The organism is Sphingobium sp. OAS761, assembly GCF_024168485.1.
Taxonomy (GTDB): domain Bacteria; phylum Pseudomonadota; class Alphaproteobacteria; order Sphingomonadales; family Sphingomonadaceae; genus Sphingobium.
Genome location: NZ_JALJVY010000014.1, coordinates 81,146 through 106,885, shown reverse-complemented (window position 1 = coordinate 106,885; position 25,740 = coordinate 81,146). Strand labels below are relative to the sequence as shown.

General features: G+C 61.8%; 26 protein-coding genes. 19 read left to right on the top strand and 7 right to left on the bottom strand.

Annotation, left to right across the window (positions count from 1 at the left end; genetic code table 11):
- Positions 1 to 91 precede the first annotated feature (91 nt).
- Together J3E64_RS17890 and J3E64_RS17885 are read right to left on the bottom strand one after the other, a co-directional pair.
- The gene (locus tag J3E64_RS17890) at positions 92 to 541 is read right to left on the bottom strand and encodes a hypothetical protein (RefSeq protein WP_253344397.1); all 450 of its coding nucleotides are present in this window, start codon (positions 539 to 541) and stop codon (positions 92 to 94) included.
- Between the two features lie 103 nt (positions 542 to 644).
- On the bottom strand, positions 645 to 1,502 hold the full coding sequence (locus tag J3E64_RS17885) for an RES family NAD+ phosphorylase (RefSeq protein ID WP_253344396.1): 858 nt from the start codon (positions 1,500 to 1,502) through the stop codon (positions 645 to 647).
- 486 nt (positions 1,503 to 1,988) lie between these two features.
- On the opposite strand from J3E64_RS17885, the gene J3E64_RS17880 reads away from it, so the two are divergent.
- The 11 genes from J3E64_RS17880 to J3E64_RS17830 all read left to right on the top strand — a co-directional run bounded on the left by J3E64_RS17880 (position 1,989) and on the right by J3E64_RS17830 (position 14,710).
- Positions 1,989 to 3,257: a site-specific integrase gene (locus tag J3E64_RS17880; protein WP_253344405.1), complete on the top strand. Its 1,269-nt coding sequence runs from the start codon at positions 1,989 to 1,991 to the stop codon at positions 3,255 to 3,257.
- A 55-nt stretch (positions 3,258 to 3,312) separates the two neighbouring features.
- Complete coding sequence (locus J3E64_RS17875) at positions 3,313 to 3,651, top strand: type II toxin-antitoxin system RelE/ParE family toxin (protein ID WP_253344395.1); 339 nt, start codon at positions 3,313 to 3,315, stop codon at positions 3,649 to 3,651.
- Between the two features lie 4 nt (positions 3,652 to 3,655).
- A complete protein-coding gene (locus J3E64_RS17870) occupies positions 3,656 to 3,979 on the top strand; it encodes a DNA-binding protein (protein WP_021227775.1) in 324 nt (107 codons plus the stop codon).
- A 306-nt stretch (positions 3,980 to 4,285) separates the two neighbouring features.
- Positions 4,286 to 4,600: a hypothetical protein gene (locus J3E64_RS17865; RefSeq protein ID WP_253344394.1), complete on the top strand. Its 315-nt coding sequence runs from the start codon at positions 4,286 to 4,288 to the stop codon at positions 4,598 to 4,600.
- Positions 4,601 to 4,660: 60 nt separating this feature from the next.
- A complete protein-coding gene (locus tag J3E64_RS17860) occupies positions 4,661 to 5,929 on the top strand; it encodes a TolC family protein (RefSeq protein ID WP_253344393.1) in 1,269 nt (422 codons plus the stop codon).
- A gap of 97 nt (positions 5,930 to 6,026) precedes the next feature.
- On the top strand, positions 6,027 to 7,187 hold the full coding sequence (locus J3E64_RS17855) for an efflux RND transporter periplasmic adaptor subunit (RefSeq protein ID WP_253344392.1): 1,161 nt from the start codon (positions 6,027 to 6,029) through the stop codon (positions 7,185 to 7,187).
- 3 nt (positions 7,188 to 7,190) lie between these two features.
- On the top strand, positions 7,191 to 10,448 hold the full coding sequence (locus J3E64_RS17850) for an efflux RND transporter permease subunit (protein WP_253344391.1): 3,258 nt from the start codon (positions 7,191 to 7,193) through the stop codon (positions 10,446 to 10,448).
- Positions 10,448 to 10,795 (top strand): DUF190 domain-containing protein, encoded by a 348-nt coding sequence (locus tag J3E64_RS17845; RefSeq protein WP_253344404.1) that lies wholly within the window; start codon positions 10,448 to 10,450, stop codon positions 10,793 to 10,795. Before J3E64_RS17850 ends, J3E64_RS17845 begins: the two co-directional genes overlap by 1 nt.
- Positions 10,796 to 10,963: 168 nt before the next feature.
- Positions 10,964 to 13,480, top strand: coding sequence for a heavy metal translocating P-type ATPase (locus tag J3E64_RS17840; RefSeq protein ID WP_253344390.1), 2,517 nt, complete (start codon positions 10,964 to 10,966; stop codon positions 13,478 to 13,480).
- Entirely contained in the window at positions 13,473 to 14,417 is a 945-nt protein-coding gene (locus J3E64_RS17835) for a LysR family transcriptional regulator (RefSeq protein ID WP_253344389.1), read from the top strand. The genes J3E64_RS17840 and J3E64_RS17835 overlap by 8 nt, the downstream gene beginning before the upstream one ends.
- Complete coding sequence (locus tag J3E64_RS17830) at positions 14,414 to 14,710, top strand: hypothetical protein (RefSeq protein ID WP_253344388.1); 297 nt, start codon at positions 14,414 to 14,416, stop codon at positions 14,708 to 14,710. Before J3E64_RS17835 ends, J3E64_RS17830 begins: the two co-directional genes overlap by 4 nt.
- 177 nt (positions 14,711 to 14,887) lie before the next feature.
- Here the strand turns inward: J3E64_RS17830 and J3E64_RS17825 are convergent, their stop codons facing one another.
- From J3E64_RS17825 to J3E64_RS17805, 5 genes are read right to left on the bottom strand one after another with little or no spacing between them, the layout of a single operon-like run.
- Positions 14,888 to 15,817: a copper resistance protein B gene (locus J3E64_RS17825; protein ID WP_253344387.1), complete on the bottom strand. Its 930-nt coding sequence runs from the start codon at positions 15,815 to 15,817 to the stop codon at positions 14,888 to 14,890.
- Positions 15,817 to 17,610: a copper resistance system multicopper oxidase gene (locus J3E64_RS17820; RefSeq protein ID WP_253344386.1), complete on the bottom strand. Its 1,794-nt coding sequence runs from the start codon at positions 17,608 to 17,610 to the stop codon at positions 15,817 to 15,819. The genes J3E64_RS17825 and J3E64_RS17820 overlap by 1 nt, the downstream gene beginning before the upstream one ends.
- A gap of 57 nt (positions 17,611 to 17,667) precedes the next feature.
- Positions 17,668 to 18,228, bottom strand: coding sequence for an RNA polymerase sigma factor (locus J3E64_RS17815; protein WP_253344385.1), 561 nt, complete (start codon positions 18,226 to 18,228; stop codon positions 17,668 to 17,670).
- Between the two features lie 6 nt (positions 18,229 to 18,234).
- The gene (locus J3E64_RS17810; RefSeq protein WP_253344384.1) at positions 18,235 to 18,675 is read right to left on the bottom strand and encodes a periplasmic heavy metal sensor; all 441 of its coding nucleotides are present in this window, start codon (positions 18,673 to 18,675) and stop codon (positions 18,235 to 18,237) included.
- Positions 18,672 to 18,941, bottom strand: coding sequence for a hypothetical protein (locus J3E64_RS17805; protein ID WP_253344383.1), 270 nt, complete (start codon positions 18,939 to 18,941; stop codon positions 18,672 to 18,674). The genes J3E64_RS17810 and J3E64_RS17805 overlap by 4 nt, the downstream gene beginning before the upstream one ends.
- Positions 18,942 to 19,131: 190 nt before the next feature.
- Here J3E64_RS17805 and J3E64_RS17800 point away from each other — a divergent pair, with 190 nt between their 5' ends.
- The 8 genes from J3E64_RS17800 to J3E64_RS17765 all read left to right on the top strand — a co-directional run bounded on the left by J3E64_RS17800 (position 19,132) and on the right by J3E64_RS17765 (position 25,713).
- A complete protein-coding gene (locus J3E64_RS17800) occupies positions 19,132 to 19,590 on the top strand; it encodes a DUF411 domain-containing protein (protein ID WP_253344382.1) in 459 nt (152 codons plus the stop codon).
- Positions 19,591 to 19,629: 39 nt separating this feature from the next.
- Positions 19,630 to 19,983 (top strand): hypothetical protein, encoded by a 354-nt coding sequence (locus J3E64_RS17795; RefSeq protein ID WP_253344381.1) that lies wholly within the window; start codon positions 19,630 to 19,632, stop codon positions 19,981 to 19,983.
- 46 nt (positions 19,984 to 20,029) lie between these two features.
- On the top strand, positions 20,030 to 22,348 hold the full coding sequence (locus J3E64_RS17790) for a copper-translocating P-type ATPase (RefSeq protein ID WP_253344380.1): 2,319 nt from the start codon (positions 20,030 to 20,032) through the stop codon (positions 22,346 to 22,348).
- The gene (locus J3E64_RS17785) at positions 22,345 to 23,697 is read left to right on the top strand and encodes an APC family permease (RefSeq protein ID WP_367398643.1); all 1,353 of its coding nucleotides are present in this window, start codon (positions 22,345 to 22,347) and stop codon (positions 23,695 to 23,697) included. Before J3E64_RS17790 ends, J3E64_RS17785 begins: the two co-directional genes overlap by 4 nt.
- Before the next feature lie 76 nt (positions 23,698 to 23,773).
- Entirely contained in the window at positions 23,774 to 24,142 is a 369-nt protein-coding gene (locus J3E64_RS17780; protein WP_253344379.1) for a potassium channel family protein, read from the top strand.
- A gap of 43 nt (positions 24,143 to 24,185) precedes the next feature.
- Positions 24,186 to 24,650, top strand: a complete 465-nt coding sequence (locus J3E64_RS17775; protein WP_253344402.1) for a DUF305 domain-containing protein — start codon at positions 24,186 to 24,188, stop codon at positions 24,648 to 24,650.
- Complete coding sequence (locus tag J3E64_RS17770) at positions 24,647 to 25,141, top strand: DUF6692 family protein (protein WP_253344378.1); 495 nt, start codon at positions 24,647 to 24,649, stop codon at positions 25,139 to 25,141. Before J3E64_RS17775 ends, J3E64_RS17770 begins: the two co-directional genes overlap by 4 nt.
- Entirely contained in the window at positions 25,138 to 25,713 is a 576-nt protein-coding gene (locus J3E64_RS17765; RefSeq protein WP_253344377.1) for a cytochrome c, read from the top strand. The genes J3E64_RS17770 and J3E64_RS17765 overlap by 4 nt, the downstream gene beginning before the upstream one ends.
- Positions 25,714 to 25,740 lie beyond the last annotated feature (27 nt).

The window sequence follows — 25,740 nt, the reverse complement described above, 5'->3', positions numbered from 1 at the left end:
CACCCGCTACGATCGCTGCGCGCACACCTTCATGTCCGCTATCTGCATCGCCGCAACCGTCATCTTCTGGCTCGATCAATGAGTCCTGAGCCTAGATCCAGACGATGCGCTGGCCGGCCGAATCGGCATTCGGGCCGGTCGGCAACCGCAGAAATACGGCGAAAACATAGCCAATCTGCTGCTTGATCTGCTGAAGCTTTGCGATGTCGAGATCGTCGCTCACGGGATTGGTGGTTTTCTTCACTTCCACCACCAAAAGGTTGGCATCGTCGTGCCCTGGTTTGTGGACAATGATGTCGGGGAAGATACGTTTGTCAGTGAGTTGGCCTGCCCCATCGGGCAGTTCGATTTCCTTCGGATAAACCCCATGCCGATTATATTCGACATGAACCGAGTGATTGTCGAACGCACGCTTCAGGATCGCGGCGAGGCAGGCGCAGATCGTTCGTTCGCCGACATCAAATTGCAGGATCGTCGCTTCCTCTTCCTGGAGGGTAGCCACTGCGACCGACAATATTTGCTTGATGGTCTGCTCGTCCATACAAAGTCTTTCTCAAGCTGGGGGGCGTGTCATGGCTCCAGAAGGCCAGCGGTCGCTCCGTCACGTATCGCGACGTTCGACGCGACCTGATCGGTCCTAGAGGTCATGATGCATCGGGCTCGGAGGTCAGCGGAGTCATCGGGCCGTCGATCGGCCCAATTGCCGTGATCACATTGCGCACCAAGGATGTAGTGCCATCCCCTGCCTTCTGCACAAAATAGGGGTTCTCAGTCTCTTCGTGGATCAGTTGCACATTCTTGATCTCGTGAAGCTCGCAAGCCTCTAGTTCAGCCGCGCCGATATCGAACAAGACGATGTTCGTCCGGCCTTCACCAAAGGCGCTGCCATATGCGATGCCGTCATATCCGTGGTTTCGAAACGCCTCGGCAATGATCTGTGTCGACGCATATCCGGCGCGATTATCCTCGCGGAGGACCGGCTCGCGAAAGGCTCGTGCGACGTGACTCCATACCGCTGCCTCGCGTTCATCTGGCGAGGGTTCCCCCTCAAGGTAGATTGGCTGGCGGCCGCTGTCGTCGCGTACGTCCACAAGCCGCTGGTCCTTAAGCGTCCGCATGATTGCTACGGAGACCAATGATCCAATCCATGGCCGTACCTCGGCGATCGCCGTGTGCCTGTCATCGGCCATATAGAGGCAAGGAATTCCGCGCGGGTTGGCGCGGCCGTCCGAAGCAGAATAGGGCAACGGGACCATGCGCGCCGGCGGGGCGGGCCGCGGAAGTGGTCCGACATCGGGGTCGTCTAACTCGCCGTGGGCGACCTGTGCTCGGCATAGCCGATGCCCGGCGGGCAGGCGGCTTTGACGCTTCTCGGAAGTGCGGATCAGTTCATCCAGAAAGGCTCGGCTCGATGAAGACAGGAGGTAACGGCGCTGATGGGAAACTTCACGCGCGAAATTCCAATAGCTTCTCCACGATGCAAAGGCGGGCTCTTCACGCATTTGTTGAAGGTCTCACCACATCACGACCCTGTCCATTGGGAACCGTTCCGGCCAGTTGTCGAGCATGCCGATCGACTCGTCCTTGCGAGACCCAGCGCAATCCGGTCAGACCTGCAGGCGTGCGCTCCATATCACTCGGAGACCGCCGTTCATACGCTCCGTCGGTGGTGGCTAGGTGGTGGCTGAGGCAGAAAATACGGTCGATCCACCGCTGCGAAAGCGGGACGATTTCCCATTAAGTTCTTGAAATGACCTAGAAAAACTGGAGCGGGCGAAGGGATTCGAACCCTCGACCCCAACCTTGGCAATCCGATTCTAACCTTACGCCACAGTTTTCGTTTATACGCTTTTCTACGCAATTTCAAATAGATATTGATTTTCTTCTTCGCCGCCATATCCTGCAATTCGCCACGAAACGGCGTATTCTGGAGACAATATGGAGACAAAAGGTGCTCTCCGGAGCTTTGTCTCCAAATGGAGGCGGCAATGCCGACAGCCAAGCTGAACAAGCGCACGATCGATGCGCTCAAGCCACCAGCGGAAAAGCAGTTCGTCCTGTGGGATAATGAGATCCGCGGGTTCGGTATTCGGGTGCTGCCGTCTGGGCTCAAGACGTTCATCATCCAGTACCGAAACGCCGAAGGCATCAAGCGCCGCGTCAATCTTGGCCGCTTCGGCGTGCTGACAGTGGACCAGGCTCGCGATCTCGCGAAGATCAAACTCGGTGCGGTGGCATCCGGGGAAGACCCGGCCGAAGACGCGCGCCGCGCTCGCAACGAGATGAATGTCGCTGAGCTGTGCGACTGGTATCTGACTGAAGCACGCGCAGGCAGAATCCTTGGTCGCCGAAACCGGCCGATCAAGGAATCGTCGCTTGCGATGGATGAGAGCCGGATTCGGACCCATATCAACCCACTGATTGGCAAGCGCATCGCCCGCCATCTGACGATTGCCGATGTCGAAGCGATGCAGGACGATGTAGCGAAGGGAAAGACCGGAAAGCCTCGCACCGGGGGTCGCGGCGGCAAGGCGACCGGCGGCCGCGGGGGCGCGGCGCGCTGCCTGACCACGATCCAGGCGATCCTGGGGCATGCGAAACATAAAGGCCTGCTCACTGAGCATCCGACCAAGGGCGCCAAAAAGCTCGCCGGAAACAATCGAACAAGACGCCTCAGCGTCGCTGAGATCGAAACGCTGGGCAAGGCGATGGTCTATGCGGAACAGCAAGGCGTCAGTCCGACCGGGATCGCTGTAATCAGGCTGCTGCTTCTGACCGGATATCGCCGCGAAGAAGGGCAAGCCATGCAGCGGGAATGGGTCAATCCGATGGGCGGCTTCGTTGCCTTCCCCGACACCAAGACGGGCGAGCAGATCCGGGCGATCGGGCCGGAAGCGATCAAGATGATCGTGGCGCAGCCCCAGATCGCCGGCAATCCCTATGTGTTTGCGGCGACCACGGGCGATGGCCCCTTCACGGCTGTAAGCGCCTGCCTGCAGCGCGTTTGCGGTTTTGCTGGCATCACGGGTGTCACGCCCCACGTGCTGCGGCACACCTTTGCGAGCATCGCCGCTGAACTTGGCTTCTCGGAACTGACGATCCGCGCCATGCTGGGACACGCCTCGCAGAACGTGACGCAGGATTACATCCACGTCGATGAAGCGCTGAAACTGGCCGTGCGACGTACGTCCGACGAGATCGCCAAGTTGCTCGCCCAAGGCGCCGCCAAGCTCGACCGGCTGCGGCTCGTGGCCTGAGCGACAATGGGAGCTGGACAAATGGTAACATATACGTTACTTGAAAGGCTGTGAGTTGATCGTACAGGAGTATATCCGCGAGGATGGGTCCTGCCCGTTCCGATCCTGGTTCGATGATCTCGATTCTCAGGCCGGGGCAAAGGTTGCGACGGCGATTGTCCGGCTGGAACTGGGCAATCTGTCGAACATCAAATGGATCGGCGGCGGGCTCGGAGAATATCGGATCAATTGGGGACCGGGCTATCGGCTCTATCTGGCGCAGGACGGGAATGAGCTGATCATCCTGTTCGTCGGCGGAACGAAGAAGCGACAGCAGGCCGATATCAACGAGGCCGCTGCATTGTTAAGCGAGTATAAGGGCCGCAAGGCCACGGCGAAGAAGGCCAGGAAATAGCAACATGGTGCTGACACGGGATTTCAAGGAAACGGTAAAGGAGCGCGCAGCGCGCGATCCCGCTTTCGCCAAGGCCATGCTCGACGAAGCTGCGACGGCCTTCCTCAACGGCGAACCGCATGTCGCGCGTTTGATCCTGCGTGACCTGGTGAACGCATCGGTGGGTTTTGAAGCTTTGGCGGCCGAAACTAACCGGCCAAGCAAGAGCCTGCATCGGATGCTGTCGGAAAAGGGCAACCCGAGCATGGACAATCTCGCGGCCATTTTCGGAGCGGTACGCAAGCGCCTTGGAGTTGCGATCGAGGCCCATGTTGTAGAAGCTGCCTGATCCACGCATTGCTACCAAGTCATCAAGGCCAGTGATAGCCTCGCCACAAAAACAAGATCGCAGTTATTCGGAGCCATTGCGACGGGTATTAAAAATATCATCTCAATTAAATTGGGATATAGGATAAAGCTTTCAATATGGATCAAGCTACGGATAGTGTCCATAAGCCTTGCTTGCAATCATGTCACGTCTTTTGAGTTAGATATGTTATAACTTTTTGTGCCTCAGATATGATTGTGAACGCACATTGTTTTTGCTTCGCGCGCCGATGCGTGATAGCGGATTTTCATGCGATGGCTTTCTGTCATGCTTGCGGTCCTGCTCTCGGTGTCTCTGACATCGGGTGTGATGGCCCATGCCGCAGAGCCAATTACCTGCATCGACAGTGAGTCTGCTTCGGCGCTTGGGCATTTTGAAGGCGATCGCGACGAAGTGCCTTCCGATGCCGACAAGGGCACGCCGCACCACCATGCACCTTGCCATGGCCATCACCTCGCCGAACCGGCACGCGATAGCGGGATTGGTCTTGTCAGCATGATCAAGTCCTTGCTTCCTCTGAGCAGGGCTGCCGCTGGTCCTTCGACACCGACAGACCCCGCCTACCGTCCTCCACGCGCCTGACAGCGTCCTTTTGACCCCACTCCGTGGGGCTCGTTGGAAACTGTCAGGAGTCTTTAAATCATGCATCGCTTTGTCGCGGCCCTGCTGGCCGTGGCGTCCTGCGCGTCGATCGTGCAGGCGCAGACGGTCGCGTCGCCGCCGGATTCGGCACCCCCATTTACGCTCGACCGTGCCCTTGACGCAGCCGGGGCGTCATCACCCTCCCTCGAGGCCGCCGACGCCGGCGTTCGTGCAGCCAGAGCAGCACGGACAGTTGCGGGTCTCAGACCCAATCCCGAAGTCCAAGTGGATGTCGAGAATGTCGCAGGATCGGGACCTTATAGCGGCACGCAAAATGCCGAAATTACCACCGGCCTTGCCTTGCCGATCGAACTTGGCGGCAAACGATCAGCGCGCATTGCCGTTGCCGATTCGCGCAGCCTGCGCGCACGTCTCGAAGCTGCCATTGCACTCGCCGATCTGCGCGAGCGTGTAACGCAGGCCTATATCGCCGCGGCGGCGGCCGAACGGCGGGTTGAGATTGCGGTTCAGCTCGCCAGCTTCGCAGACGAAGGGTTTCGCGCTGCAAGTACGCGCGTGACCGCTGGCGCTGCATCTCCGATTGAACAGCAGCGTGCCGACGTCCAGCGAGTCAGTGCCAACGTCGCGCTCGACCGGGCAAGGCGGGAAGCGGCGGTTGCGCGGGAGAATCTGGGACGCCTGATCGGAGAACCGGTAGCAGGTCCACTGGATACCGAATGGTTTGAGCAGGTCGGCGGATATGGCCCGACGCGACCGGCTTCAGCAGACGGAACGCTCATCCTGGCCGCCGCCGAAGCCGACGTGGCCACGGCAAGCGCACAAGTGCGTCTCGCTCGCTCGCAACGTATCCCCGACGTCACGTTAAGCGCCGGGGCACGGCGGCTGTCCGCAACAGGCGACACGGCGGCGGTATTCGGGGTCAGCATTCCCTTTCCGCTGTTCAACAGCGGTCGTGCTGCATTGAGCCAAGCGCAGGCCGAACGGCAGGCGGTCGATGCAAAGCGACGGGTCACCGTCCTCGACACCGAACAGGCGCTCGCCGCCGCGCAGGCCGAGCTTGCCAACGCGGCCGCAACCGCGCGCTCGACGGGTGGACCCGCGCTCGCGGCAGCAAGCGAAGCGGCCCGCATCGCCAGGATAGGTTATGCGCAAGGCCGTTTCAGCCAGCTCGATCTGCTCGATGCGGAGAGAACTCTTGCCGACACGAGAGGCGCATTTGTCGATGCGCTGGTCGCCTATCACGACGCCGAGGCGCGTCTGGCGCATCTGACGACACCGGCGCCCGATGTGGCGGGAACAACGCCATGACCGCGTCTGCCTCGCTGATCCTCACCTTCCCCATTCCCCATTCCGAGCTGAACGCGCCCCTGACTGGCCGCTGCTCGATCCGCTTCGGAGATCTTTAATGATAACACAGGACAAGCGACTCCTTGGCGGTGTCACCGGCGCAATTCTGTTGGCCGCGATCGGCGGGTTCAGCGTCGCACGTTGTACAGCTGATCCGTCAGTGGCATCCGCGCCCGCCGAAGACAGCGCTGAAAGCGAAACTGCGTCAGACAGTCTGGCGATCACGCCGGATGCAATCCGCGATGCCGGAATTGCCGTCGAGACTGTTCGAGCCGGCGGCCTCGGCTCGGAGATACTGGTGCAAGGCCAGGTTACAGCCTCACCCACGGGCGAAGCGCTGGTAACAGCACGCGCGGGCGGCGCCGTGACGCGAATATTCAAGCGGCTCGGCGATCCGGTCCGCGCCGGAGAGGCGCTGGCGATCGTCGAAAGCCGCGATGCGGCACAGATCGCCGCAGATCGCGCGGCCGCATCGGCCAGGGCTGTTCTTGCGCAGAAAGCGCTTGCTCGCGAGCGCTACCTGTTCGAGCAGAAAGTCTCGGCGCGTGTCGATCTCGAACGCGCGGAAGCGGAAGCCGCCGCAGCGCAAGCCGAAGCGAGGCGGGCACAAGTATCGGTTGGCGCTGCTAATGTAACCAAGGACGGCCGCGGCGTTATCGTGGCAAGCCCGATCGCCGGGCGAGTGACCTCCGAGAATGTCAGCCTCGGTGCATATGTCCAGCCAGAAGCCGAGCTGTTTCGGGTTGCTGATCCAAGCAAAATTCAGGTCGAGGCAGCGATAAATCCCGGCGATGTGGCACGTCTCGCGACCGGTGATCGCGCCATCATCGAACTTATTGACGGTCGAACGGTCGAGGGCCGGATACGTGCCATCACGCCGACTCTGAGCGGAGAAACCCGCGCTGCCACGGCGCTCATCGAAGTGCCGGGCGGCATTCTGCAGGCCGGCCTCGGTGTGCGGGTCCGCCTCATGCCCAGCCAGGGCGCGCCGACGAACGCGATCGTGGTTCCGGAAGATGCCGTGCAGAGCGTCGACGGTCGTGACGCAGTGTTCCTTCGCACCGCCCAGGGTTTCCGCGCGCAATTCGTAACGCTCGGCCAGCGCAGTGCAGGCCGGGTCGAGATCGTCTCCGGACTGAAGTCCGGCGCGACGGTCGCCACCCGCAACGCTTTCCTGCTCAAGGCCGAACTCGGCAAGGGCGCGGGCGAGGAGGATTAAGCCATGATCGCATCCCTTATGGCATTGTCAGTCCGCGCACGGTGGGCGGTGCTGTTCCTCTTCCTCGCGATCGCCGGGCTTGGCGTTTGGCAACTCACCAAGCTGCCGATCGATGCAGTTCCGGACATCACCAACAACCAGGTCCAGATCAACACGGTCGACCGCGGTCTGTCGCCGGTCGAAATGGAAAAACTCGTTACCTATCCGATTGAAACGGCGCTGGCCGGCATTCCTGGGCTCGAAACTACGCGCTCGCTGTCCCGTAATGGTTTCAGTCAGGTCACCGCGATCTTTTCGGATTCGACTGATCTCTATTTCGCTCGGCAGCAGGTCGGTGAGCGGCTCGTTCAGGCGCAGGAAAATCTGCCCGAGGGCGTACAGCCGCAAATCGGGCCGGTGACGACGGGCTTGGGCGAAGTCGTGATGTATACGGTCGGCTATACCCATCCCGACGGGCAAGGCGCGAAGAAAGTTGACGGTCAGCCCGGTTGGCAATCTGATGGCAGCTATCTGACGGCCGAAAGTGCCCGCCTTACCGACGAAGTCGCGAAGGCCGGCTATCTGCGCACGGTGCAGGACTGGATCATCGGCCCCCAGTTGCGCACGGTCCCCGGTGTAGCCGGCGTAGACTCAATTGGCGGCTATGCGAAGACCTTCGTGGTCGAGCCTGATCCGGTGAAGCTGTCGAGCTACGGCATTTCCTATACCGAATTGGGCGAAGCGCTCGAAGCCGCCAATCTCGCGGTTGGCGCCAACTACTTCAACCGCGGCGGCGAAGCCTATCTGGTGCGCGCCGATGCACGCATTCGCTCGGTCGATGAAATTCGCAACGCCGTTGCCGCAACACGCGGCGGGGTCCCGATCACGGTTGGCGAGATCGCCAATGTACGAATTGGCGGCGACCTTCGGACGGGTGCGGCCAGCATGAACGGCCAGGAAGCAGTCGTTGGCACGGCCCTGATGCTGATCGGCGAAAACAGCCGGGTCGTGGCGCAGGCTGTGAACGCAAAGCTCGATCAGGTGAAGTCGACTCTGCCGACAGGTGTCGAGGTCAAGGTGGTGCTTGACCGCGCAAAGCTGGTCAACGCTACGGTCGGCACTGTCGAGCGAAACCTGACCGAAGGCGCCTTGCTGGTGGCCGCGTCGCTGTTCCTCCTGCTCGGCAATTGGCGTGCGGCGATCATCGCCGTCCTCGTCATCCCCTTCTCTTTCCTGATGATGGCAATGGGCATGAATGCCTTCAAGGTGCCCGGCAACCTCATGAGTCTCGGTGCGCTCGACTTCGGCCTGATCGTCGATGGTGCCGTGATCATCATCGAGAACTGTCTGGCCCGTCTCGCGCATCGCCAGGAGCATGAAGGCCGCTTGCTCAGCTTGCGCGAGCGTCTCGAAGAGACGATGCACGCCAGTCAGGAAATGATCAAACCGACCGTGTTCGGTCAGGCGATCATCCTGCTCGCCTTCGCCCCGCTGCTGATGTTTACCGGGGTCGAGGGCAAGACCTTCTCGCCCATGGCGATCACCATCATGCTCGCGCTGGTGGCAGCGTTTATCCTTGCCATCACGCTGGTCCCCGCGCTGGTCGCCCTGCTTATCAGGGGCAAAGTCGCTGAAAAGGAAGTGTGGCTGATCCGCAAGTCGAAGGAGCGCTATCTTCCACTGCTCGACAAGGCGGTCGCACGGCCTTGGCCCTTCATCGCCGGAGGGCTGGTCTTCTTCCTTGCGGCCGTGCCGGTGTTCGGATTGCTCGGTTTTGAGTTCATTCCCCAGCTCGACGAGAAGAACCTGGCATTGGCGTCGACGCGCGTGCCCTCCGTCAGCCTCGAACAATCGCTGGCCATGCAGCGCGGCGTTGAAAAGGCCGTGACCCAGCTGCCCGAAGTTGAACTGATGTTCTCGAAGACCGGCACGGCGGAAGTTGCGACCGATCCGATGCCGCCGAACATCTCCGATGGATTCGTGATCCTGAAACCGGAAGATCAATGGCCGCAGGACGTCAAGTCCAAGGCGGACGTGATCGAGCGCATCGAGAAAGCGGCCGGCAGCAAGTTGGGCCAGCTTTATGAGGTCAGCCAGCCCATCCAGTTGCGTTTCAACGAACTGATCGCCGGTGTGCGCGGCGACGTCGCCATCAAGCTCTATGGCGACGATCTCGATAAGATGTCGGCGTCTGCCGACGAGATCGTGCGTGTACTCCAGTCGATCCCCGGCGCTTCCAGTGTCAAGGCGGACCAGACAGGCGGCGCGCCGACGCTCGACGTCCGGTTCGACCGCGCGGCCATCGCCCGGTACGGCCTCACGGTTCAGGAGGTCGCCGATACCGTGGCCGCCGGCATGGGCGGCCGCGCTTCAGGACTGCTGTTCGAGGGCGACCGACGGTTCGACATCACCGTGCGCGTGCCGGATGCCACGAGGGTCAACCTCGATGACGTACTCGCGCTCCCGGTGATGCTGCCCAAGGAGGAAGGCCATGCGCGCAGCTCGGTTCCGCTGTCGCAGGTTGCCCAGATCAGGTTCACCGAAGGGCTGAACCAGATCAGCCGCGAGAACGGCAAGCGCAGAGTCGTGATCCAAGCGAACCTGCAAGGCCGCGATGCCGGCTCCTTCGTCGCGGAGGCGCAGGCCAAGGTGGCGCAGATCAAGCTGCCTGCAGGTTATTATCTGGAGTGGGGCGGCCAGTTCCAGAATCTTCAGGCCGCCGCTGACCGTCTGTCGATCGTCGTTCCGCTCTGCTTCCTGGCGATCTTTGGGCTGCTCTATATGGCGCTCGGCGGATTCGGCCGTGCCGCGGCGGTGTTCCTCGCAGTCCCGTTGGGGCTTGCTGGCGGCGTGTTCACCCTCGCCATGACCGGCATCGCCTTCTCCGTGTCGGCGGCGGTCGGGTTTATCTGCCTGGCGGGTGTCGCTGTGCTCAACGGTCTCGTCGTGATGACCGCCATCCGCGAGCGGCTGGAGGCAGGGCTCGCGCTGCCCGAGGCCATTCGCGAAGGCATGGCCGAAAAGATGCGCGCGGTCGTGATGACCGGCTTCGTGCCGGCGATCGGCTTCGTGCCGATGGCGCTCGCGCACGGCACCGGCGCCGAGGTCCAGAAGCCGCTCGCGACGACCGTCATCGGCGGCCTCATCGCGGCGACCATCCTCACGCTGCTGGTGCTGCCGGCGATCGCCAAGGTCGTCCTCGGCCTCAACATCCAATGGAAGAGAAGAGAGACAGAACCGGAAGCCGGTGAGCCGCCGGCTGCCGCTGAAGGAGAGGTATGATGGAAAAGAATGGCCAGAAGCTGCTGCGCATCTACACCGACGAAGCGGCCTATATCGGCGACCGCAAGGTCTTCGAATATGTCGCTTCGCTGGCGCGTGATCAGAAGATCGCCGGTGTGACCGTCCTGGAAGCCTTGATGGGTTTTGGCGGCTCGGCGCAGCTCCATCGCCGCCATGTGCTCGAAAGCAACCGCGTAGTGGTCATCGAGATCATCGATGTCGAGGATGCGCTGCGGGCGTTTGTCGCTTTGCTCACGGACGTTCCCGACATCGGGATCATCACCCTGGAAGCCGTCGAGGTGATCGGCGGCAAGGCCCTGCAAGCCGCCGCTCGCACGCACGCGTAATTGCTGCGATCTATGCTGGCCGTCATCCGCGCCCACGCGAAAGCGCAAGTCTGCGAGCGCGCCGCTTCCAATCAGCCACGAGACGGGCGTCCGCCTCCCTCACCCGGACGCGCCTTGGCACTTCTGCATGGGCGCGGAACGAGGCCCGAGCAACATTGAGGAGGTTTCATGACGGACCAGATGCAACTCGAAATTCCGCTTATCCTACCCGACATCCCCAATGCCGATGATGCCTGTGTGGTTCGGCTGACGGCCGATCTCTCAGCGCGCGCCGGCATCGAAAAGGCGCATGTCGTTCCGGCCGAAGGAGACAAGCCCGCACTGCTCTGTATCCATTATGATTCTGACACGCTGTCGCTTTCGCGCATCCGCGAGATCACCCGCTCGGCGGGAGCTGCGATTGCCGAGCGCTACGGTCATGCGCTGTGGCCGGTGAGCGGGATCGGCCACCAAAGAAAAGCGCGTACGGTCAACGAGCAACTGCACGCCATGCCGGGCGTACTTGAAGCAGATGCCAATGCCTCGGGCCTAGTGCGCGTGGAGTTCGACCGCGAGCAGGTGTCCGAAAAGCAGATTGTGGATGCGCTGTCGCGATTGGGCGTCCGGCGGTCTACCGCCGCTCCAGGCGGAGCCCAAGCCGGGAACAGTTATAGCGCAGGTCGGGAGGATGTGAGAGCCGACCATGCACACGGCGATGGCCACGGCGGAGTTCTCGGTTCCAATACGGAATTACTCTTTGCGGTGGCTTGTGGGGCGTTGCTGGGGATTGGCTTTGCAATCGACAAGCTCGACGCTGGCGTACCCGCGTGGCTACCGATTGCCTTCTATATCGGAGCTTACCTGTCCGGCGGCTTCTTCACCGTGCGCGAGGCGATCGACAATCTCCGACTGCGGAAATTCGAGATCGACACTCTCATGCTGGTGGCGGCGGCCGGCGCCGCAGCGCTAGGCGCTTTCGCCGAAGGCGCGCTCCTGCTCTTTCTATTCAGTCTCGGCCACGCCCTTGAGCACTACGCGATGGGCCGCGCCAAACGCGCAATTGAGGCATTGGCTGAACTGGCGCCTCGAACGGCGCTCCTTCGGCTCGAAGACGGCAGCACGGAAGAGGTCGCTGTTGAAGAGTTGGTCCCTCGCGATCTCATCGTGGTGAAGCCTGACACGCGAATTCCCGCAGATGGCTTTCTTGTCAAAGGTACCACGAGCATCAATCAAGCCCCTGTGACAGGCGAGAGCATGCCAGTCGATAAGCGGCCCGTGATGGACGATGCGGCGGCGAGGGCAAATCCCGATCGCATAGATGCTGCAAATCGAGCTTTCGCAGGCACGATCAACGGCAGCGGGCTTATCGAAATTGAGGTAACGCGCTCGTCGAGCGAAAGTACACTAGCGAAAGTTATTCAGCTCGTCAGTGAAGCCGAAACCCAGAAATCGCCGACCCAGCGATTTACTGACAGGTTTGAACGCTTCTTCGTGCCTGCGGTCCTAGCGGTCGCATTCATGCTGCTGTTTGCCTGGGTCGTTGTCGACGAGCCATTCCGGGACAGCTTCTATCGCGCGATGGCAGTCCTTGTGGCGGCAAGCCCATGTGCACTGGCGATCGCCACCCCGAGCGCGGTGCTCTCCGGTGTCGCGCGCGCGGCACGGGGCGGCGTGCTTGTCAAAGGCGGCGCTCCACTCGAACTGCTTGGATCGCTCGACGCCATAGCCTTCGACAAAACTGGAACGCTCACCTTAGGCGAGCCTAGAATCCAACAAGTTATCCCGGCCGATGGCGTGCTGAAGGAAGACCTCATGGCGATCGCCATCGCGGTCGAAAGTCTGAGCGACCATCCACTTGCGCAGGCGATCGCGCGCGATGGACGCGATCATGTCGGACAAAATTCTATCCCGCGAGCTGAAAGTCTGAAGAGCCTGACTGGGCGCGGCGTCTCAGCCCTTGTTGGTGAGGACGAGGTCCTCATCGGCAAGGCGGAGATGTTCGGCACTGACGGCATCGCCCCGTTGTCGCAGGAAATGAAGGAGGCAATCGAAAGGCTGAGGACTGCCGGACAGACGAGCATGGTAGTCCGGCGGGATCAGCAAGACTTAGGAGCAATCGGGCTCATGGACACGCCGCGCCCGGCCGCAAGAGACGCGCTCGATCGTCTCCGTCGCATCGGGATCGCGCGAATGATCATGATCTCGGGCGATCACCAACGTGTCGCCGAGGCTGTGGCGAAGCAAGTCGGGATTGACGAAGCCTGGGGCGATCTATTGCCCGAGGACAAAGTGGAAGCGATCAAAAAGCTTCGCGCCGCAACAAAGGTTGCGATGGTGGGTGACGGCGTAAATGACGCTCCTGCTATGGCCAGCGCGACGGTGGGGGTTGCGATGGGCGCCGCAGGCTCCGACGTGGCATTAGAAACGGCAGATGTTGCGTTGATGGCTGACGATCTGTCGCATCTTCCCTTTGCGGTCGGGCTGAGCCGCCGAACGCGCACTGTGATCCGTCAGAATGTGTTCGTGAGCTTGGGCGTCGTGGCGGTCTTGGTGCCGGCCACAATTCTCGGCCTGGGCATCGGTCCCGCCGTAGCGATGCACGAAGGATCGACCTTGATTGTCGTCTTCAATGCACTTCGACTGCTCGCCTATCGGGAACCAAACCATTCTCCCAATAAAAATACACTTATATCTGTTCATGATTGAGCTACGGCAGTTGAGGTATTTGATTGCTGCGGCTGAGGCGGGCAGTTTCAGTCGCGCCGCACGCATCCTCAACATCAAGCAGGCAACGCTCAGCCGGCACATCGCCCTTGTGGAGAAGCGGCTGGGCATGGTGCTGTTCGATCGCAGGACGCGGGGCGCGACACTGACCGCGAATGGCAAGACCTATCTGCGCACCGTCCAGCGCGTCGTCAAAGAGTTCGCCGAGATCAATGCCTGGGTCGCGGCGACGAAGAACGGCCATGCCGGCCGGCTGGGCGTTGGCTTCTATACCTCCTTCTCGGCCGGCAACCTGCGCGCCACCCTCGGAGAGTTCCAAGACAAGTTCCCCGAGGTCAAGATTTGCCGCTGCGAGCGCGACCGCACCTTGTTGCTGGCCGGGATCGAGAACGGTCTGCTCGACATCGCCATCATGATCGGCGAAGCGTCATACCGGGGGCTGACGAGCCGCCCGTTCTGGAGCGAGCGCGTTCTGGTCGCGATGCCGCAGGGCCATCCGCTGGCGGCGCGCGAGCGTCTTCACTGGTCCGATCTGGTGGGCGAACGCTTCCTCCTGACCGAACGCGATCCCGGCCCCGAGACGCGCAACATGCTGTTGGGCAGGCTCGGTCTGCCCGGTTACACGCCAAAGATCGAGATTGATGATGTCGCACGCGAGACGGTGCTGAGCACCGTTGCGCTCGGCGAGCATCTCTCGATCGTCGCGGAGTCGGCGCTCGGGATTGAGATACCCGGCGTCGTCTTCCGCGAGGTCCATGAGAACAACGGCCACATGCGGACCGGCTTTTCCGGCTATTGGCGCGCCGACAATGACAATCCTGTGCTGCGCCGCTTCCTCGATTTCGTGGTCGCCCGCTACTCGCTGCCGCCGACCCCGGCGCCGCCGTCCCATGAGAAACCGGGAAAGGAGACGTCATGATTCAGGGAAAGATTCTCGTCATAGTGGTGGTCGCATTGATCGTGGGCTTCGTTGCGGGCTTCGTGCTGCGCCCGGTGATCCTGCCGACCGGGCAGACCGTCGCTATCGCTCCGGCCCCGCTTCCAACCGAACCGCGCGCCGCGCAATATTTCGCGAAGCATCTCGACGAGGCGAGGCAGATCGTGGCCGGGTGCCAGGCAGGATCCGTGCGCGGCAGCGAGTGCGCCAATGCCGAGCAGGCGGTGACGGAAGCGGAAGGGAAGGACCGCTTCCGCCGCTTCATGGGCAAATAGGGGCCCCGCTCCCTCAGGTCGCTTGGGCGTGATGTCGACGAAAGGCCCAATCGGTTACCATGAAACGCGCGAACGTAGGCGATCTGCGTTCGTTCTTCGTCATGATCGTCCGTTCACATCAATTGACGCAGTCCGCAGCGGTTCGTTACAGTTTCAGCCTCAGGCAGAAGCGCATGGTCAAAACCAGAGGCGGACGCCCACGACGTAGTTGGTGACACCCGGGTCTTCGCCTGCCGCGCGAGCATAATCCGCGCTTTTGCCGATCTTCCATTCCTGTTCGATACCGATGTACGGCGCGAACTCGCGGACAAATTCGTAACGCAGGCGGACGCCCAGCTCCGCCGTATCGACACCAGCGCCGATGCTGAGTTCGGGGATGTCCTGCGCGGACAAGTTCACTTCAGCCCTCGGTTGCAGGATCAAACGCTGCGTAATGCGCTGGTCCAGTTCCGCTTCGACGCGTGCGGTCAGATCGCCCTTGTGGGATAGGAAGGCTGCGGCATCGACTTCGAATTGATAAGGGACCAGCCCCTGCAAACCGATAACCGCATGCGTGCGCGCCGGACCGGTAAGGTCCTGCCGGACGCCGGTCTGAAGGTCCCACCACGGGCCGATAGCATGGCTCCACAGCGCCTGAACTTCCGCTCTTTCGGGCTTTTCACCGAAACTCCCTTCGCCTTCGGACTTGAGCCACAGCTTGTCGTAATCGCCGCCGTAATAGCCCTGCAGGTCCCAGAGATAGCCGTCCTTGCCTGCGCGCGCCCGATATTCGGCGCGGTCGGCCTGGAACCAATAGACAGGCATTTCGCCGCTGACCTGCTTCACGACTTTGGTGCGGGAGGTCGCCATGCGGTCCGCACCGACCACAGCGTCGGCGGCAAAGGCCGGCCCTTCGAAGGCCTCGTGCGGCGGCGGTCCCTGCGGAATCGCCTCATCGGCTTGGGCGGCCATCGACGAATGGTCCATCCCGGAATGGTCCATCCCGCCGTGGTCCATGGTGGAGTGGTCCATCGGGTTTTGCTGCTCGCCGGGGTGGCCCTGATGATCCTGGGCCAGGGCTGGCGTCGCGATCGCAAGCAGCGGCAGGAGAAGACTCGCGTGGCGCATCACTCGTCTCCTCCGCCGAGCGGGCGGACAGTGACCACCTGAAACATGCCGGTGTGCATGTGGTAGATCAGGTGGCAGTGAAACGCCCAGTCGCCGGGTTCATTGGCAGTGAGATCGAACTGGGCGGAGCCGCCAGGCTGCACGACGATCGTGTGTTTCATCGGCTGGTGGCCGGGAGGAGCGCCGTTGACGAGTTCGAAGAAGTGGCCGTGCAAGTGGATCGGGTGCGCCATCATCGTGTCGTTGACGAGCTTCACTCGCACGCGCTCGTCGTAGGCAAAGCGGATTGGATCATCGGTGACGGCGGAGAATTTCTTGCCGTCGAACGACCACATATAGCGCTCCATGCTTCCGGTGAGATGGATTTCCTTCATCCGGGTCGGGCGGCGGTCGTCGAGGTTCGGCTTCACTGCGGCGAGCTGTTTGTAGTCGAGCACCCGGTGCCCGACGTCATCCAGACCGATTCCGGGATCGCCCATCCGGTCGATCGGGTTCATCGCCACCATGTCGAGCCCGGGGCCGACCTTCACATTGTCCGGCAGCCGTGAGGTGTCGCGCATGTTCATGCCGCCCGACATGTCCATTCCAGCCATTTCGCCAGATTTTTCTGCCATGCCTGACATGCCTTCCATATTGTGCATGCCTCCCTCGGACATCCCGGTCATGCCGCCTGCGCCGTGATCGCTAGCGCTCATGCCCATGTCGGCCATGGTGAGCAGCGGCGGCTTGCGCAGCGCGGGAACTGCGGCGCTTGCACCCGGCCTGCTCGTCAGGGTCGCAACACCCATGCCCGAACGATCCATCGCCTCGGCAACGAAGGTGAAGGCCTCCGCGCCCCTGGGCTGGATGATCACATCATAGGTTTCGGCATTGCCCATCTGGAATTCGTCGGTTGCGACCGGGCGGATATTCTGGCCATCTGCAGCCACTACGGTCATCGGCAGACCCGGAATCCGAACGTTGAAAAACGTCATGGCGGAACCATTGATGATCCGCAGGCGAATGCGCTCGCCGGGATTATAGGCAAGCTCTAGGCCGTCCTCAGGTCCGTGACCATTGACGAGGAAGGTGTAGGTCGAGCCCGTCACATCGGCGATGTCGGTCGGCATCATCCGCATGCGCGCCCACATGCGCCGCTGCTCGCCGGTCAGCGGATAGTCGTCGGTCCAGCTCGTCTGCTGGTAATTGAAATAACCTTCGCCGACTTTGAGTTTGCGGATGATCTCGTGCGGGTTCATCGGCGACCAGTCGGTCAGCATCAGCACATATTCGCGGTCGTATTCAAACGGATCGGGCTCTGCCGGATCGATCACGATCGGTCCGTAATGGCCCATCGGCTCCTGTAACGTGTGCGCATGCCACCAATAGGTGCCGGCCTGGCGGATGGGGAAGCGGTAGCGGAAGGTTTCTCCGCGCTCGACTGCTGGCATGGTGATACCGGGAACTCCGTCCATCAAGAACGGGACCAGCATCCCGTGCCAATGGATCGAGGTTCCCTCCGAGGCGTTGTTGATCAGGTCGACGGTGAGGTCCTGTCCTTCCCGCAGGCGCAGCAGGGGGCCCGGCAGCGTCCCATTGACGGTCACGGCCGCTCCCCGGCGCGAGCCGGTCGTGAACAGCGCGTCCTCCACCGTCATCGTCAGATGTTCGCCGGAAAGAACATCGCTGCCCTTGCGCGCCAGCGTCCCGCCATGCCCGCCGTGCGCCCAGGAGGGCATGGCGCCGGCAAGGCCCGCCAGACCTGCGCCACATGCCCCATAATGCAGGAATTTGCGGCGGTTTATCGATGTCATCGCGATTGTCCGTTCGTGAGGTTCTGCCCTTCGTTACGCGCCGGGCATTGCTACCCCTCAGGAAAATTCCAAACTCTCGCGCAGCCTGTTGCGTGCCCGGTATATGCGGGTTTCAATGGTCTTTTCCGACACGCCGAGCAGCTCTGCCGCCTCACTCTGGCTACGCCCGTCGATGGCGACAAGCACCAGCGCCTCGCGCAACCGAACCGGCAAGCGCTCGATCTCAGACTGTACACGGGCGAGTTCTCGACGATCCAGCGCGGCGTCTTCCGGACCGGGCGAGTCGTCAGATGCGGTGATTTCTTCCAGTCCTCGACCAAATCCAAGAAAATTCGCCGCTTTGCGCCGCCGCAGGCGGTCGCGGCACTTATTGAGCGTGGTTGTGGTAAGATAACCACCGACCGGCCGGCCTTCGTCCAGGCGCCGGCGATTTATCCAGACCGAGGCCAGCGCGTTTTGCACGGCTTCTTCGGCTTCCGATGGCGACGAGAGCATCCGCCGGGCGAGAGCGAGCAGGCGCGGCGCATGAGGCTCGACAAGTCGATCAAACGCCCGTCGTCCGCCTGATTTTACCTGAACGATCAGGTCAGATTCGGTGCTGTCCCCTGCCTCCGCCACGAGCGATCATTCGCGGCCATCGCCGGTCAGGGATATCGAGATTTGACGGTCGAATTTCTGCCGCTGTTCCTCGTTGAGTAGTGCGCGCATTGCGAAGACGTGGCGCACGGTAGCCTTCTGGAGTTCGCCCATCTCCAGATGCACCCTGTCGATCGCCGCACCCACCTTTGGACCGTATTTATGCTCCTGCTCCATGGCCGCGGCCAGATCGGCATTGGCGGCGCGCAGCCTTGCTTCATGTCCTGCTCGTTCCGTCGCGAACCGGGCTTCCAACTGGTCCAGCTTGCTGGTCTGGCCCGGGCTGAGGTCTAGCTTATCATGCACGAACTCATGGAGGCCGCTACGCTGGGCGGAGCCACCCCATTGTACCGCGAGCATCGCGCCCAGGCATCCTGCCGCTACCGCGAGCAGTACGGCAAGAACGATGTGAAGGCCCGACAGCTTCATGGCTCGACGTGCAGCAGAACGGCGGGCGACAGATCAGCGCCGGCAAAAAGCTGGTACGATGTTGTCTCGGCCTTAACCGGCGGCGTCTGGATCGTGCCTATCCCGCCGCCCATTCCGGCAGCAAAGATGACCGCGAAAAGGGCAAGGCGGCGGCGCGCGTTCGCGGCTTCAGCCATTTCCCCGGCGCGCGACCAGACGCTGTTCATAAAGCCCTCCGGGACGACGTCCGCCTGCGTGTCGCCCAGGGACTGCAGGGCATCGTTCAATCGGCTTTCCTGATCCATCTCGCTCGTTTCTCGCCTTCAACTGTAATCACATACGCATCTGCGCGTCATAGCACTCATACGCCTCTACGCCTCGCGTCCCTCAAAAAAGTGAGGGGCAAGGTCGGCTCGTGCGTAGCGAAGATAACAGGGCCATGATTTTGGCAGGCTCAGCCGGAGAAATGATGTGCAAATGCCGCGCGCGACCCGCTTGAAACCCGCAATGGCGTCGGCTCTTCTGCTGGCCTTCGGCGCTTGCTCGAATGCGGCTCAGGCCACCGAGTACACCATGTATCGCGATCCCTACTGCGGCTGCTGCGAGCGATGGGCCGCGCATGTCCACCACGGGATGAACGTGCAGGTCATCGTGAAGGACAGCGCCGACATGGCGGCCGTCAAGGACGATAAGGCCGTGCCAGAAGAATTGCGATCCTGCCATACCATGGTGGTGGGCGGCTATGTGATCGAAGGACATGTGCCGGCTGCGGATATCCAGCGGTTGCTCAAGGAGCGGCCCGCCGGCGTCCGGGGGCTTGCGGTCGTCGGCATGCCCCTCGGTTCGCCGGGGATGGAGATGGGCGGCCAGACCCAGCCCTACCAGGTCATCGCTTTCGGAAAGGCGGGGCGCTCCGTCTTCAACATCTACAACTGACCTTCAGGCGCGCACGAAGGTTTTCAAGGAATCCCTGCAATGAAGAAGCTCATTTTCGGTTCCACCGCTCTCGCGCTTTCCGTCCCCACGGCGCTGCTGGCCCAAAGGGCGCCCGAGCCACCAGCGCATGACCAGATGGCCTGCTGCCAGAAGGACAAGGATGGCAAAATGCAATGTCCGATGATGGATCACTCGCAAATGGGCAACGGTCCGATGGATCACAGCCGGATGGGTGGCGCGGGGATGACTGAAGGTGCCTCTGGCGACCATTCCGGCATGGCGCATTGCGGCATGATGGGTGGGAACTCGGACAAGCCTCCGACGAGTCACGATGGCCAAGCCCAGCATCAGGGCGGCGACCACAGCCAGCATCAGGGACACACGCCGCAATGATCGAGAGCGCGCCTGAGAGGGCCTGCAGCGGCCGGAGAATCCAGGGATGACGACCTACACCTGCCCCATGCACCCTGAAATCCGGCAGGAGAGTCCCGGCGACTGCCCCAAATGCGGTATGCACCTCGTGCCTGCGGACAATGCTTCGTGGCACGACCATTCGCATTGCTGCGGCGAAAAGAAGTCGAATCAGTCCGCAGCGGTGGCGGGCGGCAAGTACGACACCGTTCCCGCGGGCTATGGCGGTGCGGTCTATACCTGCCCGATGCACCCCGAGGTCCGGCAGACTAGGCCCGGCTCGTGTCCGATCTGCGGCATGGGTCTGGAACTGGAATCGGCCACGATGGCGGACGAAGGACCGAACCCTGAGCTGGTCGACTTCATGCGCCGCTTCTGGATTGGCGCGGTGCTTACCGTGCCGCTGCTGGTGTTCACGATGGGCCCCTATGTCGGGCTTGGCGGTGTGCGGGAGATATTCGGGGAGCGCACGACACTCTGGATCGAACTGATCCTCGGCACACCGGTCGTGCTCTATTGCGGCTGGCCGTTTCTGGTGCGCGGCTGGAACTCCTTCCGCACGATGAACCTGAACATGTTCTCGCTGATTGGCATGGGGGTGATGGCCGCCTGGTTGTTCAGTGTGGTCGCGGTCCTGGCGCCGGGGATATTCCCTGACGGCTTCCGAGACGCGGAAGGGCATGTCGGAGTCTATTTCGAAGCGGCCGCCGTGATCGTCACGCTGGTGCTGCTCGGGCAGGTCATGGAACTGCGCGCCCGCGAAGGCACGGGCAAGGCAATCCGGGCGCTGCTCGATCTCGCCGCCAAGACCGCACGCAGGATCGGCGCGGACGGCAGCGAGGAAGAGGTCGCGCTCGAGGATGTTCAGGTCGGCGACCGGCTGCGCGTGCGGCCAGGCGACAAGGTGCCAGTCGACGGCGTGGTGGTCGATGGCCGTTCTTCGGTCGATGAAAGCATGATCTCGGGCGAACCGGTCCCGGTCGAGAAGGTCGCAGGCGATCCCGTCACCGGTGCCACGATCAACGGCACGGGCAGTCTCGTCATGGAGGCGACCCGCGTCGGTTCGGAGACCATGCTGTCCCAGATTGTCGAGATGGTCTCGAATGCCCAGCGCTCGCGTGCGCCGATCCAGAAATATGCCGACAAGGTCGCGGGACTCTTCGTGCCTGTCGTGATCGGCATCGCGGTGCTGGCGTTCATTACCTGGGCCGTCTGGGGACCGGCACCCGCGCTTTCCTATGCGCTGATCGCGGCGGTCGCCGTGCTGATCATCGCCTGCCCGTGCGCGCTGGGTCTGGCGACGCCGATGTCGATCATGACGGCCACTGGACGCGGCGCGCAGGCAGGCGTTCTCATCAAGAATGCCGAGGCGCTCGAACGATTCGAGAAGATCGACACGCTGATGATCGACAAGACCGGAACGCTGACCGAAGGCAAGCCGAGGCTCGTCGCGGTGATGCCCGAGCCGGGACATGACGAAGGCGAAGTGCTCCGCCTCGCCGCGACGCTAGAGCGCGGCTCCGAACATCCGCTCGCCGAAGCGATCGTGCGCGGCGCCGAAGAGCGCGGTGTGGCGATGGACGAGGCGAGCGATTTCGAGGCGATCACCGGCAAGGGCGTGAAGGGCACGGTGGACGGCAAGACCGTCGCGCTCGGCAATATTGCGCTTGTCCGCGATCTCGGGCTCGAAGGCTCGGGGCTGGCCGAGAAGGCCAATGCCCGGCGCGACGAAGGGGAAACAGTGATGTTCGTCATCCTCGACGGTGCCATCGCCGGCCTAGTGAGCGTCACCGACCCGGTGAAGGAAACCACGCCCGACGCCATCAAGGCGCTGCACGATCTGGGCCTCCGCATCATTATGGCGACCGGAGACAACGAACGAACCGCCAAGGCGGTCGCGGCACGTCTCGGCATCGACGAGATCCGCGCCGACGTCCTGCCCGAGGACAAAGCCCGGATCATCCGGGAGTTGCAGCAAGACGGCAAGAAAGTCGCCATGGCGGGTGACGGAGTGAATGACGCGCCCGCGCTCGCCCAGGCCGATGTCGGCATTGCCATGGGCACCGGCGCCGATGTCGCTATCGAGAGCGCGGGGATTACGCTGGTGAAGGGCAATCTCGACGGTATCGTCCGCGCCCGGCGCCTTGCCTACGCAACGATGAGCAACATCCGGCAAAACCTGTTCTTCGCGCTGATCTACAACAGCGCGGGTGTCCCGGTCGCCGCGGGCGTCCTGTTCCCGTTCTTCGGCATTCTCATCAGCCCGATGTTCGCCGCTTTCGCGATGAGCGCTTCGTCGATCTCGGTCGTGCTCAATTCCCTCAGGCTCAGGGCCGTAAAGGTGTGAAGTCCGGCCAATCTAATCTGTCCGTCGGTGGCGACAGCGATCTCAGCCGGAACTCGATAACGCTGACCGGCGCCGTCGCCATGGGCACCGGCGTGATGATCGGCGCCGGAATCTTTGCGCTCACCGGCCAGATCGCTGAACTCGCCGGACCGCTCTTTCCGCTTTCCTTCATCGCGGGCGGCTTCGTCACCGCGCTCGCCGCTTACAGCTATATCAAGATGTCCAATGCCTGGCCCTCGTCGGGCGGCATCGCGATGATCCTGCAAAAGGCCTACGGTCCGGGTACGATCGCGGCTTCGGCCTCGCTTCTCATGGCGCTGTCGATGGTGATCAACGAAAGCCTGGTGGCCCGAACCTTCGCGACATATGCGCTGCGGCCATTCGGCCAGGAAGGAAACGCTCTTCTGCTTTCGATCGGCGCGGTTGCGCTCATCGTTTTCGCCTATCTCGTCAATGCGGCAGGCAACCGGTCGGTGAGCGGAATTTCGCTCATCATGTCGGCAGTGAAGATCAGCGGAATCGCCCTGTTTGCCATTGCGGCGATCTGGGCGAGCGGGTTCTCCGGCGGAGCGTTCGCCGAGCCCGTGGGAATGCAGGGCGCCGAAGCCTTTATCGCTTCGGTCGCCGTTTCCATCCTCGCCTTCAAGGGCTTCACCACGATCACCAACAGCGGCGGCGAGATCGAGGATCCGCATCACAATGTCGGCCGGACGATCATGATCGCTATCGGCATCTGTGTCGCGACCTATCTGCTGGTGGCCGTCGCAGTGGGATCGAGCCTCACGATCGGCGAGATCGTGGAAGCGCGCGACTATTCCCTCGCCGCCGCAGCCGGCCCGGCTCTCGGCGGGGCGGGCTTTTATTTCACAGTCGTGATCGCGCTCGCCGCAACGACCTCGGGCGTCATCGCCAGCGTCTTTGCGGTCTCGCGCATGCTGACGATGCTGACCGACATGAAGATGATCCCGCACAGCCATTTCGGCATGAGCGGGAGCATCCGCAGCCATATGCTGATCTACACGGTAGTAATTGCCGGAACGCTGGCCGTTCTGTTCGACCTGTCGCGCATCGCCTCGCTCGGCGCCTTTTTCTATCTGGTCATGGACATGCTCGTGCATTGGGGCGTGTATCGTCGCCTCAGACACGAAGTCGGCGCGAAGGCTTCGATCCTCCTCGGGGCGCTGGCTGCCAATGCCATCGTTCTTGCGGCCTTCACGGCGGTGAAGTTGCAAAGCGATCCTTCGATCGTTGTCTATGCGTTTGCCGGCATCGCAGCGGTGTTCGCCGCCGAGTCCGTGTTTCTTCGCCGCAACGAGGCAGATGCCTCACAATCACACAATCATGGCTGAGAGGTAACGCGCTATCACCGTCGCCATTCTCCTTGGTTCCGCCCTGTTCCTGATATCGGCCTGGATCCATCTTTGGTTGATCGGCCTCGCCAAGATCACCCTTCGCTCCAGCCGCCCCGGCGCGGTTCGACTGAGTGTGTCATACCTCATAATCCTGGCGAGCCATTTGCTGATCGCGGGCCTCTTCGCCGCAGGTTTCTTTCTCGCCGCGCAAATGGGACTCGGCGGCTTCGAAAGCCCGGTCCTCGATAGCTGGATGGACCTCTTCTATTTCTCGCTCATTAACATCACCACGCTCGGGCTGGGCGACATCTATCCCACCGGTCACCTACGCGCGATCACCGGCATCGAATCCCTGACCGGCTTTCTGCTGATCAGCTGCACGGCCCAGTTCGTTTACGCGACCATGAACAAGGAGGAGAGGCTGTATGCCAAACGGTCATAAAATGGAGGGAGGCGGAGGCGCCAATTACTGGCGCTTCATGGCGATGGTGGCGACATCCACCGTCATCATGTTTTTCCTCATGTATGCCAACACCTATGATGCGGATCACATCTTCTGGAGCGAAACCCGCTTCTGGATGACGTTCGTCATGGGTGCCATGATGATGGTGGTCATGCTCCTCTTCATGTGGGGCATGTATCGCGATCGGAAAAAGAACTTCATCATCCTCGGAATCGCGGCGCTCGTCTTCGCGGTCGCGCTCTGGCTGGTGCGCAGTCAGATCACCGTGACCGACACCGAATATATGAAGGCGATGATCCCGCACCATTCAATCGCGATCATGACCAGCGAGCGTGCCCATATCCGCGATCCCCGTGCGCGCAAGCTGGCGCACGACATCATAGTGGCCCAGCGCCGGGAGATCGCCCAGATGAAATACCTCATCGCCGACATCGAACAGAACGGCGTGCGGACGACGGAGCGGCTGCCGGAAGGGATCGAGAAATGAAACTGCTCTTCCCATTGGCTTTGCTGAGTGTGTCATTGGTCGGATGCAATCAGAACACCTCCATAGGCAATGACCGGGAGGCACGGGTCGATCCCGCTCCCACCTCGGCGCCGATCGTCGCAGCGGGCGCTGCCCTGCAGAATGTGGAATCCGCCGCCATCAAACCCGAGACCATCAGTGATGCCGATGTGCAGGCACTCGGGGGTAAATCCGGCCGGTGTGCGATCAAGTTGACGGAAGTCGGCTTTCCCTCGTTTCTCTACCGGCAGGATGGTGCCGGCGCGATCAAGCTGAACGGCAAGCTGATCGTTCTGCCGAAGACCAGCTCCGGTCGCTTCGAGGCAGATGATCTGCTCGTCGTCCTTCGCCCGGTCGACGAAGTCGGAAATGCCGGGCTCAAGGCTGCGGAAATGATCATCGTACCTCCGGGAGCCAAGGAAGAGATAGGCTACCGGGGTTACATGCAGTGCTTCAAAGGAGGCCAAGCATGAATGCGACGCTGAAAGGCGCCATATTGGGCGCTGCCGCGCTGCTGATCTTGATGATCGTCGTCGCTCTGATCGTCGTTTTGACCGGTGGCTTTAACGTAGCCGCGACCGATCGGCACAATCCGATTGTTGGGTGGGCGCTTACCACAACGATGGGCAATTCCGTCCGACGGCAGGCGGCCGATATCAGGCCTCCGTCTGAGTTCACGCCGGCCATGATTGCCGCCGGGGCGGGCGAGTACAAAGCGATGTGTTCCCATTGTCATGGGGGCGTCGGGCAAAGCCGAGCCGAATGGGCGGAGGTCATGCTCCCTAAACCGCCGCCGCTGGCAGAGGCCGCCAAGGAATGGGACCCCAAGGAAGTTTTCTGGCTGGTTAAACACGGCGTGAAGATGAGCGGGATGCCCGCCTTCGGCCCCACGCATGATGACAAGACCATCTGGAACATCGTCGCCTTCGTGAAAGCCTTGCCCGGAATGCCGGCAGAGCAATATGCGGGCTACAGCAGTCATCATGACGAAGAGATGCATGATGATCACGCTCACGAAGAGAGCGAAGCTCCCCACGACCATTAAATTATGATCGCTTCAAACGTTTCATGG

Bases quoted from the DNA above. Each gene is read 5' to 3' on its own strand.
- J3E64_RS17800 (WP_253344382.1), top strand. From the start codon at position 19,132: ATGCCGCGCGCGACCCGCTTGAAACCCGCAATGGCGTCGGCTCTTCTG.
- J3E64_RS17840 (WP_253344390.1), top strand. From the start codon at position 10,964: ATGACGGACCAGATGCAACTCGAAATTCCGCTTATCCTACCCGACATC.
- J3E64_RS17790 (WP_253344380.1), top strand. From the start codon at position 20,030: ATGACGACCTACACCTGCCCCATGCACCCTGAAATCCGGCAGGAGAGT.
- J3E64_RS17770 (WP_253344378.1), top strand. From the start codon at position 24,647: ATGAAACTGCTCTTCCCATTGGCTTTGCTGAGTGTGTCATTGGTCGGA.
- J3E64_RS17795 (WP_253344381.1), top strand. From the start codon at position 19,630: ATGAAGAAGCTCATTTTCGGTTCCACCGCTCTCGCGCTTTCCGTCCCC.
- J3E64_RS17820 (WP_253344386.1), bottom strand. From the start codon at position 17,610: ATGACATCGATAAACCGCCGCAAATTCCTGCATTATGGGGCATGTGGC.
- J3E64_RS17830 (WP_253344388.1), top strand. From the start codon at position 14,414: ATGATTCAGGGAAAGATTCTCGTCATAGTGGTGGTCGCATTGATCGTG.
- J3E64_RS17855 (WP_253344392.1), top strand. From the start codon at position 6,027: ATGATAACACAGGACAAGCGACTCCTTGGCGGTGTCACCGGCGCAATT.
- J3E64_RS17870 (WP_021227775.1), top strand. From the start codon at position 3,656: ATGGTGCTGACACGGGATTTCAAGGAAACGGTAAAGGAGCGCGCAGCG.
- J3E64_RS17880 (WP_253344405.1), top strand. From the start codon at position 1,989: ATGCCGACAGCCAAGCTGAACAAGCGCACGATCGATGCGCTCAAGCCA.
- J3E64_RS17825 (WP_253344387.1), bottom strand. From the start codon at position 15,817: ATGCGCCACGCGAGTCTTCTCCTGCCGCTGCTTGCGATCGCGACGCCA.
- J3E64_RS17775 (WP_253344402.1), top strand. From the start codon at position 24,186: ATGGTGGCGACATCCACCGTCATCATGTTTTTCCTCATGTATGCCAAC.
- J3E64_RS17890 (WP_253344397.1), bottom strand. From the start codon at position 541: ATGGACGAGCAGACCATCAAGCAAATATTGTCGGTCGCAGTGGCTACC.
- J3E64_RS17835 (WP_253344389.1), top strand. From the start codon at position 13,473: ATGATTGAGCTACGGCAGTTGAGGTATTTGATTGCTGCGGCTGAGGCG.
- J3E64_RS17850 (WP_253344391.1), top strand. From the start codon at position 7,191: ATGATCGCATCCCTTATGGCATTGTCAGTCCGCGCACGGTGGGCGGTG.
- J3E64_RS17765 (WP_253344377.1), top strand. From the start codon at position 25,138: ATGAATGCGACGCTGAAAGGCGCCATATTGGGCGCTGCCGCGCTGCTG.
- J3E64_RS17860 (WP_253344393.1), top strand. From the start codon at position 4,661: ATGCATCGCTTTGTCGCGGCCCTGCTGGCCGTGGCGTCCTGCGCGTCG.
- J3E64_RS17845 (WP_253344404.1), top strand. From the start codon at position 10,448: ATGGAAAAGAATGGCCAGAAGCTGCTGCGCATCTACACCGACGAAGCG.
- J3E64_RS17885 (WP_253344396.1), bottom strand. From the start codon at position 1,502: ATGCGTGAAGAGCCCGCCTTTGCATCGTGGAGAAGCTATTGGAATTTC.
- J3E64_RS17865 (WP_253344394.1), top strand. From the start codon at position 4,286: ATGCTTGCGGTCCTGCTCTCGGTGTCTCTGACATCGGGTGTGATGGCC.
- J3E64_RS17810 (WP_253344384.1), bottom strand. From the start codon at position 18,675: ATGAAGCTGTCGGGCCTTCACATCGTTCTTGCCGTACTGCTCGCGGTA.